We start from the raw sequence: 17,408 nt of genomic DNA, 5'->3' as shown, positions 1-17,408 counted from the left end.
GCTCGGTTCCGTCGATGAAATTTGTCTTCGCAGTCCACGGAACTCGTGGCGATGTCGAACCCGTCGCCGCAGTAGGCATGGAGTTGCAGCGGCGGGGGCACGACGTGCGGATGGCGGTGCCGCCCAACCTGATCCGGTTCGTCGAGTCCGCAGGACTGTCCGGGGTTGCCTACGGGCCGGACTCCGAGGAACAGATCAACGCGGTCGCGACCGTCGTCCATAGCCTTTCCACAGCGCAGAATCCCTTCAACCTGGCCCGCGCCAGCAAGGAGTTGTTCATCGGCGGCTGGGCGGAAATGGGCACGACGCTGGCCGAGTTGGCCGACGGGGCCGACCTGTTGATGACCGGCCAGACGTACCACGGTGTCGTCGCCAATGTCGCTGAGTACTACGACATTCCGGTGGCGGCACTGCATCACTTCCCGATGCAGATCAACAGCCAGCTCCGGGTTCCCCTGTTACCGAGGCCTGTGATGAGGCCCGCGGTAGTGCGCTCGATGATGAAGGCACTGTTCGGGCTGTACTCGTACGTCAGCAAGGAGGTCGACGAGACGCAACGCCAGGAACTCGGCCTGCCGCCGGCCTCCGCACCGGCGGCACGACGCATGGCCGAACGTGGAGCGCCCGAAATCCAGGCGTACGACCCGGTCCTGTTCCCCGGACTGGCCGCGGAATGGAAAGGCCAGCGGCCCTTCGTCGGCGCCCTGTCGATGCAGTTGCATACCGAACGCAACGAGGAACTCGAAGCCTGGATCGCCTCCGGAACGCCGCCGATCTATTTCGGCTTCGGCAGCACACCGGTCCAGTCCCCCACCGAGACGCTCACGATGATCTCGGATGCCTGCGCGGAACTGGGCGAACGAGCCGTGATCTACTCCCCCACGCACAGCGCTGACGACATTCCGCATGCCGAGCACGTGAAACTCGTCGGTTTGATCGACTATTCGGCCATCCTTCCGACCTGCCGCGCGGTCGTGCACCACGGTGGCGCCGGCACCACCGCCGCCGGCCTGCGAGCCGGCCTGCCCACAGTGATCCTCTGGGATGTTGCCGATCAGCCGATCTGGGCGGGTGCGGTTCAGCGACTGAAGGTCGGCTCGGCGAAGCGGTTCACCAGGCTCACCCGCAAGCTGCTGCTCAAGGAACTGCGCACCATCCTTGCGCCCGAGTACGCCCAGCGGGCCCGCAACATCGCCACGCGGATGAGCCAACCTGCCGACGCGATGGCCGCGGCCGCCGATCTGTTGGAGGAAACGGTGCGCGTGCGGGCGTAACCACAACTCACGCGGCAGGATCAGCACGTCCGTCCAAGATTGTTACCACCTAGTTATCAAACGATCAGCAAGCCCCGCTCCTATAACTGATCGATAAATAGCCCTCTGAACTGCATTTTTTCAGCGTCAGGTACTATGCGGGACCGCCAAAACAGGCACGCCGCGGTTAACGCGAAATCCGCTATTCCCCCACCTGAATTGCGGCTCGCTTGTACGGTTGTTGGGGTGTCGGGGCAAGCAAGATCACACGATGAAGCCAAGATTGGCGGGTTTTTCGACCGGGTTGGCGACTTCGTCGTCAAGTTCCCCTGGTTGGTCATTGCGTCGTGGGTCGCGGTTGTCGCAATCCTGGCCCTGACCTTTCCTCCGCTGCAGGCCCAGGCCGCCAAGCACGAACAAAAGCCACTGCCCGACGATGCGCCGACGATGGTCTCCCAACGCGCTCTGAGCGAAGCCTTTCATGACAAGGGCGGCGGCTCGCTCATGATGGTCATCTTGACCGACGAGAAGGGCCTTTCCGAAGCCGACGAGGGCACCTATCACAAACTGATCGACAATCTGAAGGCCGACGAGACGGACAAGATCTCGGTCCAGGACTTCCTGGGCACGCCGGAATTGCGTGCGATCTTTGAAAGTAAGGACAAGAAGGCCTGGAACCTTGCGATCAACTTCCCAGGCGAGGCGGCGGCGCCGGAAACACAGGCGGCACTGCTCAACATCCGCGAGATCGTCAAGAAAAGTGTCGCCGGAAGCACGCTGACCGCGAACCTCAGCGGACCCGTAGCCACCGTTGCCGACCTGCAGAAGCTCGGCGAAGAAGACGTGCAGATCATCGAAATCGGCACCATCGTCAGTGTTCTGACGATCCTGATCCTGGTCTATCGGAATCTCGTCACGATGATGATTCCGTTGGCGGCCATCGGCGTATCGATCGCAGGGGCCCAGGGCGTCTTGTCGATGCTGAGCGAAGTCGGCTTCGTCGTCAACATGCAGAGCATCGTCTTCATGACCGCCGTCATGATCGGCGCAGGGGTGGACTATGCCGTCTTCCTGATAAGTCGATATCACGACTATGTGCGGCAAGGCGAAAAATCGGATGTCGCGGTCAAGCGAGCACTGATGTCGATCGGCAAGGTCATCGCGGCGTCAGGTGCCACCGTTGCGATCACCTTCCTCGCGATGGTCTTCACCAAGCTGGAAGTGTTCTCGGCCGTCGGGCCGGCGATCACCATCTCCATCATCGTCACTTTCCTGGCCGCGACGACCTTCCTACCGGCTGTCATAGTCCTGGTCGGGCGCCGTGGCTGGATCAAGCCGCGCAAGGACCTGACCACCCGCTTCTGGCGGATCTTGGGAACTCGCGTCGTGCGCAAACCCAGGATTCACCTGGTCGGCAGCCTGATCCTGCTTGCCATCCTCGCCAGCAGCGCCACCATGATCAGGTTCAACTACGACGACCTCAAGACGGTCCCGCAGGACGTGGACAGTGTGCGGGGATATCAGGCGATGAATCACCACTTCCCGATGAACTCGATGACTCCGATGGCGCTCTTCATCCAGTCGAACAAGGACCTCCGAACCCCCGCCGCACTCGGTGACCTCGAGATGATGTCGCGCCGCATCATGGAGCTGCCCGACATTGTGATGGTGCGAGGCCTTACCCGACCCAATGGCGAGCCACTGAAGGAAACCAAGGTGTCGTTCCAGGCCGGTGAGGTCGGCGGCAAACTTGGCGAAGTTTCCGGAGCCATCAACGAGCACGGCGGCGAACTGGACCAGCTGACCGGCGGTGCCCACCAGTTGGCCAGCGCGCTGGCCGACGTACGCACACAGGTGAATGACGCGGTCACCGGTTCCGCGGACATCGTCGCCGCGCTGGAATCGATGCTGCAAGCGATGGGTGGCAATAAGACGATCCAGCAACTCGACAAGGCCTCCCAATACGTAAGTCGGATGCGCGCGTTGGGGAACAATTTGAGCGGCAGCGTCGCGGACGCTGACAACATTGCCGTGTGGGCCGGTCCGATGGTGGCCTCACTGAATTCAAGCCCGAGCTGCAACGCCGACCCCGCCTGCGTGCGGTCGCGCGGACAGCTGTCCGCCATGGTCGACTCCCAGAACAGCGGACTGACAAGAGCGATGGCCGGGCTGGCCGTCACTTTGCAGCAGACGCAGGAATACCAGACGCTCGCCGAGACCATCGGCAAGGTGGACACGACACTGAAGAAAGTCGTCGACACCCTGAAAGCTATCGATGGCATGCCCGCCAAGCTGGCTGCGATGCAACAGGGTGCCGGTGCCCTTGCTGACGGCAGCGCCGCGCTGGCCGTGGGCGTGGATCAACTAGTCGGTCAGACCAAGAAGATGGGTGGCGGTCTCAACGATGCCTCCGACTTTTTGCTCGGGCTGAAACGCGATGCGGAGCGAACCTCCATGGCTGGCTTCAACATCCCACCGGAGATCCTGACGCGCGACGAGTTCAAGAAGGGCGCCCAGCTGTTTCTGTCCCCTGATGGGCATGCGGCGCGGTACCTCGTGCAGAGCGGAATCAGCGGGTTCACCCCCGAAGGCATGGACCAGGTGAACAAGATCGTGCAAGCCGCACGATCCGTGCTGCCGAACTCGGAGATCTCCGATGCCAAAGTGAGCCTGGTGGGTGTCCCGACCGGTTTGCGTGACACCCGCGACTACTACAACAGCGACATCAAATTCATCGTCATCGCGACCATCGTCATCGTGTTCCTGATCCTGGTCGCCCTGCTGCGAGCCATCGTTGCACCGTTGTATCTCATTGCGTCGGTGTTGGTTTCGTTCATGTCGGCCCTTGGCCTCGGCGTCATCGTCTTCCAATTCATATTGGGTCAGGACATGCACTGGAGCTTGCCCGGACTCTCGTTCATCCTTTTGGTCGCGGTCGGCGCCGACTACAACATGCTGCTGATCTCGCGAATACGCGATGAGTCACCGCATGGTGTGCGGGTCGGTGTCATCCGCACGGTGGGTTCGACCGGTGGTGTGATCACCTCGGCGGGTCTGATCTTCGCGGCATCGATGTTCGGCCTGATCGGCGCCAGCATCAACACCATGGCGCAGGCCGGCTTCACCATCGGCATCGGAATCGTGATCGACACCTTCCTGGTGCGCAGCATCACCGTGCCTGCGCTGGCCGCGATGATCGGCCAGAAGAACTGGTGGCCGTCCAAGCTGGGCCGAAGCGACTCCGGCAAGAAGCGCAGGAAGAGCAAGGTTGAGCTGGAGGCCGAAGTCTGGCTCGGCCGCGCCAGGCACTTCCTGATGGGCAAAGCCCCGGCGTCCGTTCAGGCGCCACCCATCATCAAGGTCGTCCGCAAGCAGCGACCGAAGATCGGCGGCGTCATCGACATCCTGCCCGAGCACTCATTGCCGCTGTTCGGCCTCACCACACTGCCGGACTACGACCTGCCAATGTGCGCATCGCAGAACCAACGCAAGCGCAAGGCCAGAGGCAGCGGCCAACAAGCAGTCGACGAACTATTCACGCATTCCCTGCCGCTGTTCGGTCTCGCCGACCTGCCGGGTTATCAGGAACTGCAACGAGAGACCAACGGCGACAGCGTCGGCGCCTCGGTGAAGCCGAAGCCCGACGCACCGGTCATCACGTAAGCGGTTACCGGACCCGGCTCAGGCGTCGAGGCGGACGAAGCGGTCCTGGCTGTAGAGCTCGACGCACTGCGCCCGACGCACCTTGCCGCTGGTGGTCACCGGAATCGAACCTCGGGGCACCAGAACAAGATCGGCCACGCTCAACCCGTGTGACTTCGAAATTGCCGACGCTACTTCACGTTTCATATAGCCGAGACGCTCGGCCGCGTCCGCTGCGGATTCGTCCTTCTTCCGCAATTCGATGATTGCGACCAGTTTCTCGATTCCGTCCATGGGCACCGCGATCGCCGCGCACCGGTCCGGACTGATCTGCTGGATCGTCGCCTCGATGTCGTCCGGCGAGTGATTCTTGCCGTAGACGATCAACAGGTCTTTGAGCCGACCCACGATGTAAAGCTCACCGTCGGAAAGGAATCCGGAATCTCCGGTCCGCAGCCACGGACCTTCCGGTGTACCCTCCGTCGGGTCGACGATCTTTGCGCCGAAGGTACGCGCACTGGCGTCGGGCTTTTGCCAGTAGCCGGAAGCGACATTGCCGCCGTGAACCCAGATTTCGCCGACAGTCCCTGCTGGACATTCGATGCTGGTGTCGACGTCGACAATGCGCACCAATTGAGTGTCGACGATGCCGTAGCTGACCAGCGGTGCGGCGCTGTCACTTTCGGATTCGCACGGCTCCGCTTGCCCACCGGTCAACTTCGCGGCGTCGAAGCTGCCGATCTTCGGCGGTTGACCTGCTTGGCGGGTCGCTATGTACACCGTCGTCTCCGCCATGCCGTAAGACGGGCGAATCACTCGGGGATCAAGGCCATACGGAGAGAATCGGTCGATGAAACGCTTCACAGTGACGGGTTGAACCCGCTCGGCACCGCTGATGATGGCGTGGATGCCGCTGAGATCCAGGCCTTCGAGATCCTCGTCCTTAGTCTTGCGCAGCGCCAAGTCGAAAGCGAAATTCGGGGCGGCGGAAAAGGCGAGTTCATTGCTTGCCAACATCTCTATCCACCGGGCCGGGCGCTGCATGAACCCGACAGGGCTGGTCAGCGTGGCCGGGATGCCTGCCAGAACCGGCAAGATGAGCCCCAGGATGAAGCCCATATCGTGGTAAAACGGCAGCCACGACACCACGGTTGATCCGGGCGGGGCAAGCTTGCCGTATACCCCGTAGTAGCTGGTCATGACCTGTTCGAAATTGGTGAACATGTTCTGATTCGAGATCATGACGCCGGCAGGCGTACGGGTGGACCCCGACGTGTACTGCAAGTACAGCGGGTCAGCCATTTCGTAGCTGGCCCGACCGGCCGCCCCAGGCCGCGCATCCAGGTCCAGCCGATCGACCTCGATGATTGCGGTGTCGCTCAGGCCGGGCCGCGGCGTCACATAGTCGCCGACGTTGCCCACCACCGACGACGCCGTGAGAACGACGGCAGGCCGGGTGTCGGCCATCACCGACGTGGTGCGCTCGTCGTGGGCGCCGCCTTGGGGAACCGAAAGCGGCACTGCGACAAACCCGGCGTGCAATGAGGCGAGAAACGCGACGACGTAGTCCAGGCTCTGCGGCGCCAGAATCAACGCCCGGTCGCCGGTCGTTCCGTGCTGCGCGATCTCCGCGGCGAGGTTGATCATTCGGCGGTACAACTGCGACCACGTCAGCGTGATTTCAACGCCATCCCAGGATTGCTCGTAGTCCAGGAAGGTGAGCGCAATATCGTTGGGCTGCAAACTCGCACGCTCGCGCACCACATTGGGAAGTGAGGTTTCAAGCACAGCAATCAGATTACCTTCACAATGGATTTTTCATTCGCGAAAACCCATGAATCGCTGCGGCTTTGGATCAGAACCGGTTCGCAGCATCACCCGCATTCGCGCCACGGTCGGCGCGGTTGGAACGGGTTAGATCGCAAGCATCCGAGAGGCCGGAGCTCAGAGGTGCGTGATGCCCTGGTACAGGAAGGAAACTGCCATGAAGATCATCATTCCGAGCATGATCTGACGGCGATAGGTGGTCAGCCACGCGTTCACTCGCGCCAGCAACGCTTCGGTCTCACGTGGCTTCACCAGCAGAGCGATCAGCGGGACCTCGATGACGGTCAGCACCAGCAGGATGAACACCACGAACGCGCTGACCTGAGTACCGAGCGCTGCTCCCGAAGCCATGATGACGGTCATCGCGGTGACGGTCTCGATGGGCGGTGCCGACGAGGTGAGGCCGACGATGAAGGCGGGCCAGACGAAGCCGGGGCGCTCGAGGATGCTCTTGCTGAAATCGCCCAGCTTGTAGATGAACCCTGAGAAGCGACCCATCGGCGCCGGTTCGAGCACGGCAACGCCACCGCCGGAATCGCCGGCACTCGAACCACCACTGGCGACGAGAGCCAATTCTCGGTTCATCGCGCGTGACCGGGCCCGCTGCTTGGTGATCATGTGGATCACGCTTCCCAGCGCAATCAGTCCGATAGTGACCTGGAGACGGGGGCCTTCGAGGATGATGACAGTGGAACGGAACTCAGTGATTGCCGCAGTGGACGTCTTGATGGCTACCAGGGCGAGGTCGCGCAGTACGACCAGCACCACGAACGCGAGACCGAGCGCCGCGACCATGCCTCCGAGCCAGAAGGCAAACAAGTTCACCAAGGGGCGACGCCGCGTCACGCATACCAGCGCGAGGCCGAGTCGAATAGGGTCGGTTGCCATAACCAATCCCAGGAATATCACCGTGTTCCACATCAAGATGGACGCTACCGGGCAGTGTTGTATTTCGTGGCGTTACTGGCGAATTGGTTAATTTTGGCCGCTGACCAGGCATTCGAATGCTGTTTCCAGCGCCCGGAGGCCCGCCACCGGCCATGCGATCATCGGGTGACCGCTGGCCGCAGGCTTTTGAACTGTGAGCTTCCTCGCAATATATCGATCCGTGATCGGCGACACCGAGCCCGGCCGGCGCGGGCTGCGCGACAGCTATGCTGGGGCGGCTTCGCCCAGCGGCAGAAAAGGTTGACGATTTGCCCTCGCCAATGGTTTCGGTGTGCGTCCCCATGTACAACAACAGTGGCTCGATCGCCCGTTGCCTGCAAAGCATCCTCGATCAGCAGGACATCGACTACGAGATCGTCGTCGTCGATGACGATTCTTCGGATGACTGCGCGGCCATCGCGGCAATCCTGCTGCGGGACCGCGACCGCCTGATCCGAAACGAGACCCGGCTGGGTCTCATCGGCAATCACAACAAGTGCATCGAACTGGCCCGCGGCAGCTACATCCAGTTCGTGCACGGTGACGACTGGCTGTTGCCCGGCGCGCTGCAGACGTTGGCGTCCCGTCTTGCCGATCCCGACGTCGGACTCGCCTTCGCGCCCCGACGCGTGCTGAACGCCGATATCCCCTGGTGGCTGCGGACGCTGAGCAAGCCGCACACCTTCTTTCTGAAACTCCGACCGCACAACTCAGGAACATCGCTGGTCACCCAGCTGATGCTGATGGGCGCCGGCAGTAACTGGATCGGCGAACCGACGTCGGTGATGTTCCGCCGCGAGCTGGCCGTGCAGGTGGGCTGCCTGCGCGACGACATCTATCAGCTCGTCGACCTGGATTTCTGGTTGCGGCTGATGCTGCGCTCGTCCGTCGACTTCGTTCCCCAAGAGCTCTCGGTGCGCAATCAAACCGCGGACACCGAATCAGCGCGCAACACCAGGAGCCGGCGCAGTTGGCTCGACCAACTACACGTACTCACCTGGTTGATCGTGGATCCGGCGTCAACTCCGGTGATCCGGATCAGCGCTTCGGCATGGTGGTTCGTTATTTGGCAGGTTCAGACGCTGATTGCCACGTTGTTCGGACCGGACCGGGCTTCGCGTCTGAAAATCCTTGCTCAGGCACCGGTTCGAGAATTCGCCCACGCCCGGCGATTACGTGCCGGATTGCCGTGACCGCCTGCGACCGCCCAGCCGCTTCTTGAAGTAGAGAATCTCGTCGACGATCCGATCCTGCAGGACGATCGTCCGCGACGGCGCTGACCAGGCGGGCTCGCCGCAGCCCAGCCTCTCCACGTTCGACTGGATGAGCTCATAGGGATAAGTGGTGTGCTGCTTGATGAATTCCGGCAGGTCAGCCATCGAGTGGTGCCACGGCGTGTTGTAGCGCGGCAGGATCGTCTTCAGCAGTGGGAACCGCAAATGCTCGATCAGCCCATCCCAGAAGTAGATGGTGTTGTTCAGTGGCGGCCCGGTGAACCTGATGGCCCACTGATGCTCCGGCGACAGCCCGTAGCTTTCGTTGATGTCGGCAGTGGAGATGAACGGTTTGAGGCGCAGGCCGGCCTTGCGGGCTCGCCTCGATATGCCTATCTCGTAACGCAGGATCAGGATCCGTTTGGGAATGATGTATTGGAACCGACCCCAGAAGTCATTGAGGAAGGGGCGGGTTCGCGCATTGAGATCCCACACCAGGAAAAACGACTGCAGGTGCGTACTCAGTTGCTCCTTGCTTTCGATGGCGCCGTACATGTCGGCACCCTGGAAGGAGCTCCACATCTCCTCGATCGGGAACAGCGGACCGTAGACGCTGTCGTTGGCAATGACGAAGCGGTCGAACTGATCCAATGACCAGCCGCGCTGCCGGAGGATGCTCCACGCCAGGTGCCACGAGCCGAAATCCAGCGAAAGCGTCTCGCGGGTGTAGATGCCGGCACAGTATTCGCGGATCGGTTCCACCGAATCCGGCGTCAGGCTGGGCGAACCGGACACAAAGATGGTGGTTGCGCCCAAGCCGTACAGTGCCTTGAGGTAGTAGACGACGTAGGGATCCACGATGCCCTGCGGATCGAAGTGCGCGAACAGGACCAGCGTGCGGCGACCTTCCGGCGGCTGCGCCGGCAACTCCTGGTGCGTCTCGCAGATGAATCCCAGCGCATCGCGGTCGCGGCGGTAACGCAGTGCTGCCCGCCAGCGGTCAGCATCGCTGTTCAAGCGCAACGTTGTACTCACGATGTCCTCATCACACTTGGTGGGCTTCGAGCCAGTTGCGGATTCGCAGCGTGGTGTCACCTGGCCTGGCCCAGCTGGCCGCACCGAGGCCGAGCCGGTCGACATTTCCCTGGATGAGACCGTACGGGTACGACGTGTGCTTCTCGATGAACTCCTGCATCTGCGGTACCGACTCCCGCCACGGGTTGTTGTGCCGCGGCAGACTCGCTTTCACGAACGGGAAGCGATGGTGCTCAATCAGGCCGTCCCAGAAGTAAATTGGATTGTTGATACCGCGACGCCTGGCGTAGTTCTTGGCCAGTTGCTTGGGCAGTGACAGCGCATACGTCGGTTTGACGGCGTCGACCGAGATGAACGGCTTGATACTCAGCCCGGCGGCCCGAGCTCGCACGGAGATCCCGACCTCACATCGCCGGACCAGTAGGGCCTTGTCGACGGTGTATTGGAAGCCGTCCCAGAAGTCGTTGAGGAAGGGCCGGGTCCGGGCGTTGAGATCCCAGGCCACGAAGAATGACTGCAGGTGGGAATGCTGGTGTGTGCTCTCGATGGCGCCGTACATGTCGGCGCCCTGGAACGTGTCCCACATCTCCTCGAGAGGAAACAACGGTCCGAACACACTGTCGTTGGCGATCACCAGGCGGTCGAACTGATCCAGTGACCAGCCGCGCCGGCGGAGAATGCTCCATGCCAGATGCCACGACCCGAAATCCAGCGAAAGCGTCTCCCGGGTGTAGATGCCGGCGCAGTATTCGCGGATCGGGGCGACCGAGTCCGGCGTCAGGCTCGGCGAGCCCGACACGAACACGATGGTTGCACCCAAGCCGTGCAGCGCCTTCAGGTAATAGACGACGTAGGGATCCACGATGCCCTGGGCATCGAAGTGCGCAAACAGAATCAGCGTCCGCCGATCCTGCGGCGGTTCGGCAGGCAGCTCCTGGTGGGTTTCGCAGATGAAGTCCAGCGCATCGCCACCATCGCGGTAACGCGCAGCTGTCCGGTAGTTGGCCCGTTCGGATTCGCTGCGCAACCGGGCGCGTAGCGCCCGGGTGATCTCGGACGCGCGGTCCGTGATCATTCGGAAGTGAGGCCGTTCTTGGCGTTCTTCGTCGCTAGTGCGAAGAAGTCGGACACCGTGGTCGTCAGATCCACCAGGTCGAAGCCGACATGATCCAACATCCTCTCGATCACCGGCTCATCGAACACGTGGTGGTGCAGACATCTGTTGTCGACGTTCTTCAGGCTCCGCGCCCGGAACTGCTCCAAAGTGCCCGACGCCGGATCCATCGATCTGTCGTGGAATTCCAGGATCTCGTCGAGGTGGGTGAGATCGTCCTCCCCCACATCCTTGGCATAGTCGTCGAGCAGGTGCTCGAACGCGGTGACAGCGCGTTTGTGGTCGAAGTTGCTCTCTTTCTTGGGCAGCACCAGCACGAACGCCCCGCCAGGTTTGATCACCCGCCGCCACTCGGTGAGCGCCTTCAGCGCGTTGGCGCAGTGCTCGAGGCAGTTTGACGAGAGCAGGAAGTCGTACTGGCCAGTCTGTACGCCACTCAGATCGGTGGCTTCGGAAATGTACTGGCGCCCATTGCGCCTGAAGTAGTAGGCGAAATTGTTGCCGTCCTCGATGCGGCCTTCCCAGACGGTGTCGGTACCGAAGTTCACTCCATCCAGTCCGCCGACCAGCGGGTAGACGGGCAGCTGTCGCTTGAAGATTGCACTCGGCCCACCGATCTCGATGCCATACCGATTCTTCAACAGCGGTTCGTACTTTTCGCGAAGCGGCAACTGCCACCGCGAATACTTCAGCATTCGATGCAGGTCAATCGGTGTCCTAGGGACAAATTCTTTCAACGCGTGCGGCATCTTCTTCCTTTTCGATCAGCAAGATAATGAGGGCGGTCACCTGGATATTGGCTGCACGGTCCTGAAACAATTTTGGTACGCACGCCGCTCCGGATACGCCCCCGAGACTCGTGAGGGGGCGCCAACGCATGCACCCCGACTCTCCCTGCCGCTCGATTTTTCCAGATTTCGCCGGTGATGTGGCCCAAATCCGGTGATTCGCGGTCACCACCTCGACGGGCGGCGGCCTCGGCCGGCATCGAACCTTCGAAGTCCCGGTGGGCTACACGTGAACCGTCTAGCATGACCCGTAGCCTCGCCGGGGGGCAGATCAACGGCATTTGATAGGGAGACAAGTGTTTCTGAGCGGTCCCTGCCCACATCGCGGCGCGGCATGATTTTTCGTGAGGCCCAGGAAGCAATCGGCTGGAAGCGGGCCAAGCTGCGACTGGGATTGAACGCCGTGTTGTCCCGGACCTACGCCCAGGACGGCCTGGTCAGCGTCCACACACACGGATTCATGGACGATCCGGCGTTCCTTGCCGCCTATGCCCGAGGCGTCAAGGCCATCGGCGGTGTCGACCACTATCGGATCCACTGGCGTGTTCACACCGCCCTGTGGGCCGCCTCGGTTGCCTCGCGTCTGGACGGCGATTTCGTCGAATGTGGTGTCAACAGAGGGTTCAACAGCAGCGCCATCATGCACTATCTGGACTGGAACTCACTCGATCGCGACTTCTATTTGCTGGACACTTTTGCCGGGATGGATGAGCGATTCGTGGCCGCCGACGAGCGTGAAGTCGCGCTGCAGCACAACACCGACAACCTGGCCACCGGCTTCTACGTCAGGGGCGCAGATTCGGTGCGGGCGAATTTCGCGGAATGGCCTCGGGCGCACATCGTCGAGGGCACGGTGCCAGAAACTCTGGCCGAGGTGCCGTCGGAGAAAGTCGCCTACCTGCACCTCGACATGAATTGCGCGCCACCCGAGATAGCGGCGCTCGAATACTTCTGGGATCGATTGGTTCCGGGTGCAACCATCCTGCTGGACGACTACGCCTACCGCGGCTATGAGCCCCAAGGTCTTGCGACGGACGAATTCGTGCGGACCCATGACGTCACCGTTCTTGCCCTGCCAACCGGCCAGGGCTTGATCCTCAAACCACCCACGTCGCGCGCGTAGGCAGGTTCTAAAGGCAGTGTCCGCACAACCGTTTCGGATCCTTGTCGCGATCACCTTCCATTTCCGGGAGTCGCGACTGCCCAATCTTTTTCAGATTATTCGGGCTTTATCGGAATTTCCGGTGGAGGCACTCGACGTCGTCATCGTCACCAATGTTGACGACGAGAGCGCGTTCGCAAAGGTGCGCGACCTCGCCGAGCCGGTGCTCAAGCCACTGCCATCGAACCCGTCATCGCAGAAGACGATAAGTTTTTACAGTGCAACCGATTTGGAAGACCCGTGGCTGCTGCCCTGGGCCCACAAGCCACTTATCGTCGACAAGTTCCTCGCCGATGACTCGGAATATACGCACTTCCTCTACGTCGAGGAAGACATCCTCGTCTCCTTTGATAATTTCCGCTACTTCGTGCATTACCGTGAAAAGCTGCAACCGATGGGCCTGCTGCCGTCGTTCCAACGCATCGAGTACAACGACGAAGATAACCACCTGTATTTGCTCGACCAGATCGGCCTCAGCGATTTCGGCACCCGGAAAAGCGTTGACATCGACGGCTATTCGTTCGTGAACCTGGACTGGCCTTACACAGCGATGTTCATCCTGGATCGCGAACTGGGCGAGGAATATGTCCGAACGCGCTCATTCGATCTCAAGCAGAGCAAGGAGAGCAACCCGGACTGGGCTGTCGCCGAGCGGGCCGCGATGGGGTTGGGCTTCGAAAGCATCCCGGAAGGCTTCTCGGTTCGGTACGTGTCACCGGTCGATCCCGCGACCCGCACCACGCCGCGCTGGTCCTGGGTCTATCACGTCGCGAACAACTACTCGAAGAATCGCATGCTCCCGTATGCGAAGGTCCGCGTCGAGCACTTGTTTGCTGTCGACAGCGGCATCGAAGTCTGGCGGCCGACTTGGAAAACCTACTGGCATGGGTTGCGGCAAAAAAGGAAAGTGGCATCGCAGTGGCGCCTGTAGTCATAGGAGAACGCAGATGAAGCGACCCCCCGAGTTGCTACGCGGTGCCGTCACGGCCACCCGGGAGCGGCGCAAGGCGGTCGCCGCACAATCCGAGCGCAACATCATGCTCAGCACCATCTTGATCGGGTCATTCGTATCGGCGGCAACCGGCTACATCCTCACGCAGTGTTACTCGGTCGACGTTCTCTCCTCGCTTCTGTATACGCCGCAGGACTGCTGGGGAGATTGGGGCATGAGCATTGGCCGGCACTGCTTCAGCGATTACACAGTTGTTGTAACTGCCGGCCTCCAACCAAACCCTTGGCTTTATCCTTTCTTCCTGCCTCCGAATTACCAACCAACTACAGTCGCTTACCCGGCCGCGGGGTGGATACCGCAGCTTCTTTTCGGGCTCCCCGCTCACTGGCTAGGTGTTCCACGACTAGGCCTAATTGCGTATCTGGCTGCACTAATGGCGGCAGTTTTGACGCCTGCTTTCTGGGCGGCTAGAGGCGCACAGGGGTTAGAGCGCGCCGTGGTCTTTGCAGCTCTCGGGGCTGCCGCCGTCCCAGCGTGGGCGGTGATTGACCGAGGTAATTCGGCCGGATTCCTGGTGCCCGTCGCGCTCGTATTCCTCATTTGTTTGCTCCGGCAGAGATGGGGGGTCGTCGTCATAATGGTGATCTTGGCCGCAATGGTGAAACCCCAATTCGCAGTCCTAGCGATCGTGCTCTTGGCCGCCCGACAGTACCGCTATACTGCCATAGCGGTCGCCGGTATAGGGGTCTCGAATCTTGGCGCATACTTGCTGTGGCCGCGCGATTTCCCGGGGACGATTTTTAAGTCGATCAGTGACATCTTGGTCTACAACCGGACGTTCGGCGGACTCCTCGACGCGCGCAACGTCTCATACGGTAGAGCGCTCTTACTTCTTCCCGACAGCATTAAGAGCAGTCAGACCGGCAAGGTTCCCGATGACTTTTTAGCTGGTCCACGTTCGATGATCGGCTATGTGGCAGTAGTGGTCATCGCCGTTGCCATTGTCGCACTCGGAAAGCGTATTCCACCCATAATGGCAGGATTTACACTTCTTGCAACTGCTACACTTTTTCCAGCTTATACAAGCTTCTACTACTTGGTTTTTGCATTACCCGTTGCGGCGTTAATCGTGCGCACTCCTAACGCGCGATCCGGCGCTGGATTATTCGACGAATTAGCAAACCGGGGGGACCCCCGTCGCGTGGTCGGAATCGCGGTCAGCCTCGCCGCAGCGTTTAGTATAGTGCAAATCGCGATACCCAAGCCGCCCGTACCAGTGCAAATCTTCGGACAATTTGGGACCCGGGGGGTAGTAGACACCGTCTTAACGGTGCCCACCACAGTTAGCTATTCTGGCTTGCTCTGGCTGATTGCATGCATTGTCATCATCGTCTCATATGCACGAAAGCCGTCTCAACTAGATGGAAACGGCTGCGACACGCATAACATTACTGACCCTGATCCTGCCCCCGAGACGACGGTGAAGGACCAAAAGGCAAGCAGTGAGGCTTAGCCCACATTCCCTTTTTGCCCGCACAAAATCTAGCCACAGACAAACGCGCCTAGGACAGTCCCGACTCCACCGAAACGCAGTCATAGTTAAAACCACCGATGATACCATAGTTGAACCGAGCTTGAGACAAATCCCGCGCGCTGGTATACCACTTGGGCAGGAATGTTCCGCCCCTGCGTGACGACTTGGGCGATAGTCAGCTCCTCGCTATGGAACCAGTCAACTGCCGAACGGACTAAAGCCAGACCCAGCCCGGCACCTCTGGCCGATTCACTCACCCCGAGCAAACCTATTTGACCAGTCGTCGCATCCACCTTTTCACATGTCACATACCCGGCCGGCCGCCCCTGCCATTCTGCAACCAACACCACACCAGCTTCATTCGAAAAACTCTTTTCCAGCCAGGTTTCGTATAACAGGTCGCATTTGTCGACATCAAATCCACCGTCAAAGTAGAACCGAGAATCGAGATAACTACTGCGCGCAATCGACCGCAGATGTTCGAAGTCAGGTAATTGACCAGAACGCACTTTGGGATCGGTCAGAGCTTGTGATGCACCTGCGCCGGAGGCAATCCGATTGGACAACGTCACACGGATATCCACGCAATTAAAGCCTGACTTCTCAGCTTGACGAATACTTTGGCGATCATTCGCATCAGCCAAGAAGTAAAGGCAATCGATCCTGTTGTCGTGACACCAGCGATCTGCCGCATCCATAATGTCCGTTGACAGGTGACTAGGCAGCAGTCTGGCTATCGCAACTCCAAAAAAATTGGAGTCCCATACCAGCCTCTCGCAGTTAGCGACTCTCGCTTGCTTCACTAACCCTCCTACCGGCGGACAGGCTCACCGCCTCGCAATATTGTGGTCCACTACTGGTGGCCGTTCACCTACCTACTGACGCTACACGGTTATCGCATCACTTCTTACTCACGTCGGACCCCACGACGATAGGTGGTTATGGCAGAATACAATTCGATGGGGAGGGTGCCGTGGTGTCTGTAAGTGTCGTTATACCGGTCTATCGTGGCGCGTTGACGCTGCGAACGCTACATGAGCAGCTTCGATCTGTGATGCCCAGCATCGCTCCCACATTCGAGATCATCTTTGTCGAGGATTGTGGTGGCGATGAGTCTTGGGATGTCATCGGTGAACTCGCTGCTTCCGACAGTCACGTGCGCGGAATTCGCATGAGCCGAAATTATGGTCAGCACAATGCTTTGCTCTGCGGCATTCGCGCAGCTCGCAACGATGTCATTGTCACGATGGACGATGATTTGCAGCATCCACCCGCCGAAATTGCGAAACTCTTGTCAGCACTTGGCGAAGATGTAGACGTAGTGTATGGCTCACCGCAAGATGAACAGCACGGTTTCCTGCGCAATGCCGCCTCCCGCCTGACGAAACTAGCGCTGACTAGCGCTATGGGTGCTGAGACAGCTCGAAGCGTGAGCGCGTTTCGCACGTTTCGCACGCGCTTGCGAGAGGGCTTCGATGACTATAAGAGCCCTACAGTGTCCATCGACGTTTTGCTCACCTGGTCGACATCACGGTTCACCGTGGTCAAGGTTCGCCACGAACCGCGAGCGGCGGGCGTCAGCGGCTATACAATCACGCGACTTATGCGGCACGCTATTGATCTGATGACTGGATTCAGTACCCTCCCGCTACAAATCTCCAGCTTCATCGGCTTCGCCCTAGTATTTTTCGGATTCGCAGTTCTCGCTTTTGTTGGAAGTAACCTTTTGATCAACGGAAGTGAGGTGCCTGGATTTGCATTTCTTGCGTCGATTATCGCGATCTTTGCGGGGGCACAGCTTTTCGCTCTAGGAGTGATTGGCGAGTACCTTGCTCGGATGCATTTCCGCACAATGGATCGACCGTCCTACTTGGTACGGGAGATAGCTGTAAGCGATGACGAAAGTGCTTAGGTTCCCTAATGCTGGCCGGCGACACAAAGTAGAAGTCGCTAACGTTCC

Annotated in this window: 13 protein-coding genes; 7 read left to right on the top strand and 6 right to left on the bottom strand. The window is 60.1% G+C overall.

The genetic code is table 11. The annotated features are described in order from the left end of the window. The first annotated feature begins 14 nt into the window (after positions 1 to 14). Together ACZY1I_RS31105 and ACZY1I_RS31100 are read left to right on the top strand one after the other, a co-directional pair. Positions 15 to 1,274, top strand: a complete 1,260-nt coding sequence (locus tag ACZY1I_RS31105; RefSeq protein WP_463761400.1) for a glycosyltransferase — start codon at positions 15 to 17, stop codon at positions 1,272 to 1,274. A 135-nt stretch (positions 1,275 to 1,409) separates the two neighbouring features. Beyond that, positions 1,410 to 4,916, top strand: coding sequence for an MMPL/RND family transporter (locus ACZY1I_RS31100; RefSeq protein WP_463761399.1), 3,507 nt, complete (start codon positions 1,410 to 1,412; stop codon positions 4,914 to 4,916). A gap of 18 nt (positions 4,917 to 4,934) precedes the next feature. On the opposite strand, the gene ACZY1I_RS31095 is transcribed toward ACZY1I_RS31100, so the two are convergent. Together ACZY1I_RS31095 and ACZY1I_RS31090 are read right to left on the bottom strand one after the other, a co-directional pair. Next, entirely contained in the window at positions 4,935 to 6,689 is a 1,755-nt protein-coding gene (locus ACZY1I_RS31095) for an AMP-binding protein (RefSeq protein ID WP_463761418.1), read from the bottom strand. A gap of 150 nt (positions 6,690 to 6,839) precedes the next feature. Continuing rightward, the gene (locus tag ACZY1I_RS31090) at positions 6,840 to 7,643 is read right to left on the bottom strand and encodes a GAP family protein (protein WP_463761398.1); all 804 of its coding nucleotides are present in this window, start codon (positions 7,641 to 7,643) and stop codon (positions 6,840 to 6,842) included. A 233-nt stretch (positions 7,644 to 7,876) separates the two neighbouring features. On the opposite strand from ACZY1I_RS31090, the gene ACZY1I_RS31085 reads away from it, so the two are divergent. Further along, positions 7,877 to 8,842: a glycosyltransferase family 2 protein gene (locus ACZY1I_RS31085; RefSeq protein WP_463761396.1), complete on the top strand. Its 966-nt coding sequence runs from the start codon at positions 7,877 to 7,879 to the stop codon at positions 8,840 to 8,842. Here the strand turns inward: ACZY1I_RS31085 and ACZY1I_RS31080 are convergent. Genes ACZY1I_RS31080 through ACZY1I_RS31070 form a run of 3 tightly spaced genes read right to left on the bottom strand, consistent with a single transcriptional unit; the run spans position 8,822 to position 11,707 of the window. Continuing rightward, the gene (locus ACZY1I_RS31080; protein WP_463761394.1) at positions 8,822 to 9,898 is read right to left on the bottom strand and encodes a rhamnan synthesis F family protein; all 1,077 of its coding nucleotides are present in this window, start codon (positions 9,896 to 9,898) and stop codon (positions 8,822 to 8,824) included. The two genes, ACZY1I_RS31085 and ACZY1I_RS31080, sit on opposite strands and share 21 nt — an antisense overlap. A gap of 10 nt (positions 9,899 to 9,908) precedes the next feature. After that, positions 9,909 to 10,973 carry a rhamnan synthesis F family protein gene (locus ACZY1I_RS31075; protein ID WP_463761392.1) on the bottom strand — a complete coding sequence of 355 codons (1,065 nt, stop codon included), beginning with the start codon at positions 10,971 to 10,973 and terminating at the stop codon, positions 9,909 to 9,911. Then, positions 10,970 to 11,707: a methyltransferase domain-containing protein gene (locus ACZY1I_RS31070; protein WP_463761391.1), complete on the bottom strand. Its 738-nt coding sequence runs from the start codon at positions 11,705 to 11,707 to the stop codon at positions 10,970 to 10,972. The genes ACZY1I_RS31075 and ACZY1I_RS31070 overlap by 4 nt, the downstream gene beginning before the upstream one ends. A gap of 427 nt (positions 11,708 to 12,134) precedes the next feature. On the opposite strand from ACZY1I_RS31070, the gene ACZY1I_RS31065 reads away from it, so the two are divergent. Genes ACZY1I_RS31065 through ACZY1I_RS31055 form a run of 3 tightly spaced genes read left to right on the top strand, consistent with a single transcriptional unit; the run spans position 12,135 to position 15,427 of the window. Then, positions 12,135 to 12,923: a TylF/MycF/NovP-related O-methyltransferase gene (locus tag ACZY1I_RS31065; protein WP_463761389.1), complete on the top strand. Its 789-nt coding sequence runs from the start codon at positions 12,135 to 12,137 to the stop codon at positions 12,921 to 12,923. A gap of 16 nt (positions 12,924 to 12,939) precedes the next feature. Further along, on the top strand, positions 12,940 to 13,893 hold the full coding sequence (locus tag ACZY1I_RS31060; RefSeq protein ID WP_463761387.1) for a hypothetical protein: 954 nt from the start codon (positions 12,940 to 12,942) through the stop codon (positions 13,891 to 13,893). Positions 13,894 to 13,909: 16 nt separating this feature from the next. Continuing rightward, entirely contained in the window at positions 13,910 to 15,427 is a 1,518-nt protein-coding gene (locus ACZY1I_RS31055; RefSeq protein WP_463761385.1) for a hypothetical protein, read from the top strand. An 86-nt stretch (positions 15,428 to 15,513) separates the two neighbouring features. On the opposite strand, the gene ACZY1I_RS31050 is transcribed toward ACZY1I_RS31055, so the two are convergent. Beyond that, positions 15,514 to 16,251, bottom strand: a complete 738-nt coding sequence (locus ACZY1I_RS31050; RefSeq protein ID WP_463761383.1) for a GNAT family N-acetyltransferase — start codon at positions 16,249 to 16,251, stop codon at positions 15,514 to 15,516. Positions 16,252 to 16,307: 56 nt separating this feature from the next. Between ACZY1I_RS31050 and ACZY1I_RS31045 the strand changes: the two genes are divergently transcribed. Next, the gene (locus tag ACZY1I_RS31045) at positions 16,308 to 17,360 is read left to right on the top strand and encodes a glycosyltransferase family 2 protein (protein WP_463761381.1); all 1,053 of its coding nucleotides are present in this window, start codon (positions 16,308 to 16,310) and stop codon (positions 17,358 to 17,360) included. Positions 17,361 to 17,408: the final 48 nt, after the last annotated feature.

It is taken from the genome of Mycobacterium sp. IDUB_37 (assembly GCF_055419245.1).
Note: the sequence above shows the minus strand (reverse complement) of the source record. Positions and strands in the feature narration are given on the sequence as shown.

Coding starts and splice junctions, on each gene's coding strand:
- ACZY1I_RS31090 (WP_463761398.1), bottom strand. CDS start 7,643: ATGTGGAACACGGTGATATTCCTGGGATTGGTTATGGCAACCGACCCT.
- ACZY1I_RS31100 (WP_463761399.1), top strand. CDS start 1,410: ATGCGGGACCGCCAAAACAGGCACGCCGCGGTTAACGCGAAATCCGCT.
- ACZY1I_RS31085 (WP_463761396.1), top strand. CDS start 7,877: ATGCTGGGGCGGCTTCGCCCAGCGGCAGAAAAGGTTGACGATTTGCCC.
- ACZY1I_RS31070 (WP_463761391.1), bottom strand. CDS start 11,707: ATGCTGAAGTATTCGCGGTGGCAGTTGCCGCTTCGCGAAAAGTACGAA.
- ACZY1I_RS31105 (WP_463761400.1), top strand. CDS start 15: ATGAAATTTGTCTTCGCAGTCCACGGAACTCGTGGCGATGTCGAACCC.
- ACZY1I_RS31075 (WP_463761392.1), bottom strand. CDS start 10,973: ATGATCACGGACCGCGCGTCCGAGATCACCCGGGCGCTACGCGCCCGG.
- ACZY1I_RS31055 (WP_463761385.1), top strand. CDS start 13,910: ATGAAGCGACCCCCCGAGTTGCTACGCGGTGCCGTCACGGCCACCCGG.
- ACZY1I_RS31065 (WP_463761389.1), top strand. CDS start 12,135: ATGATTTTTCGTGAGGCCCAGGAAGCAATCGGCTGGAAGCGGGCCAAG.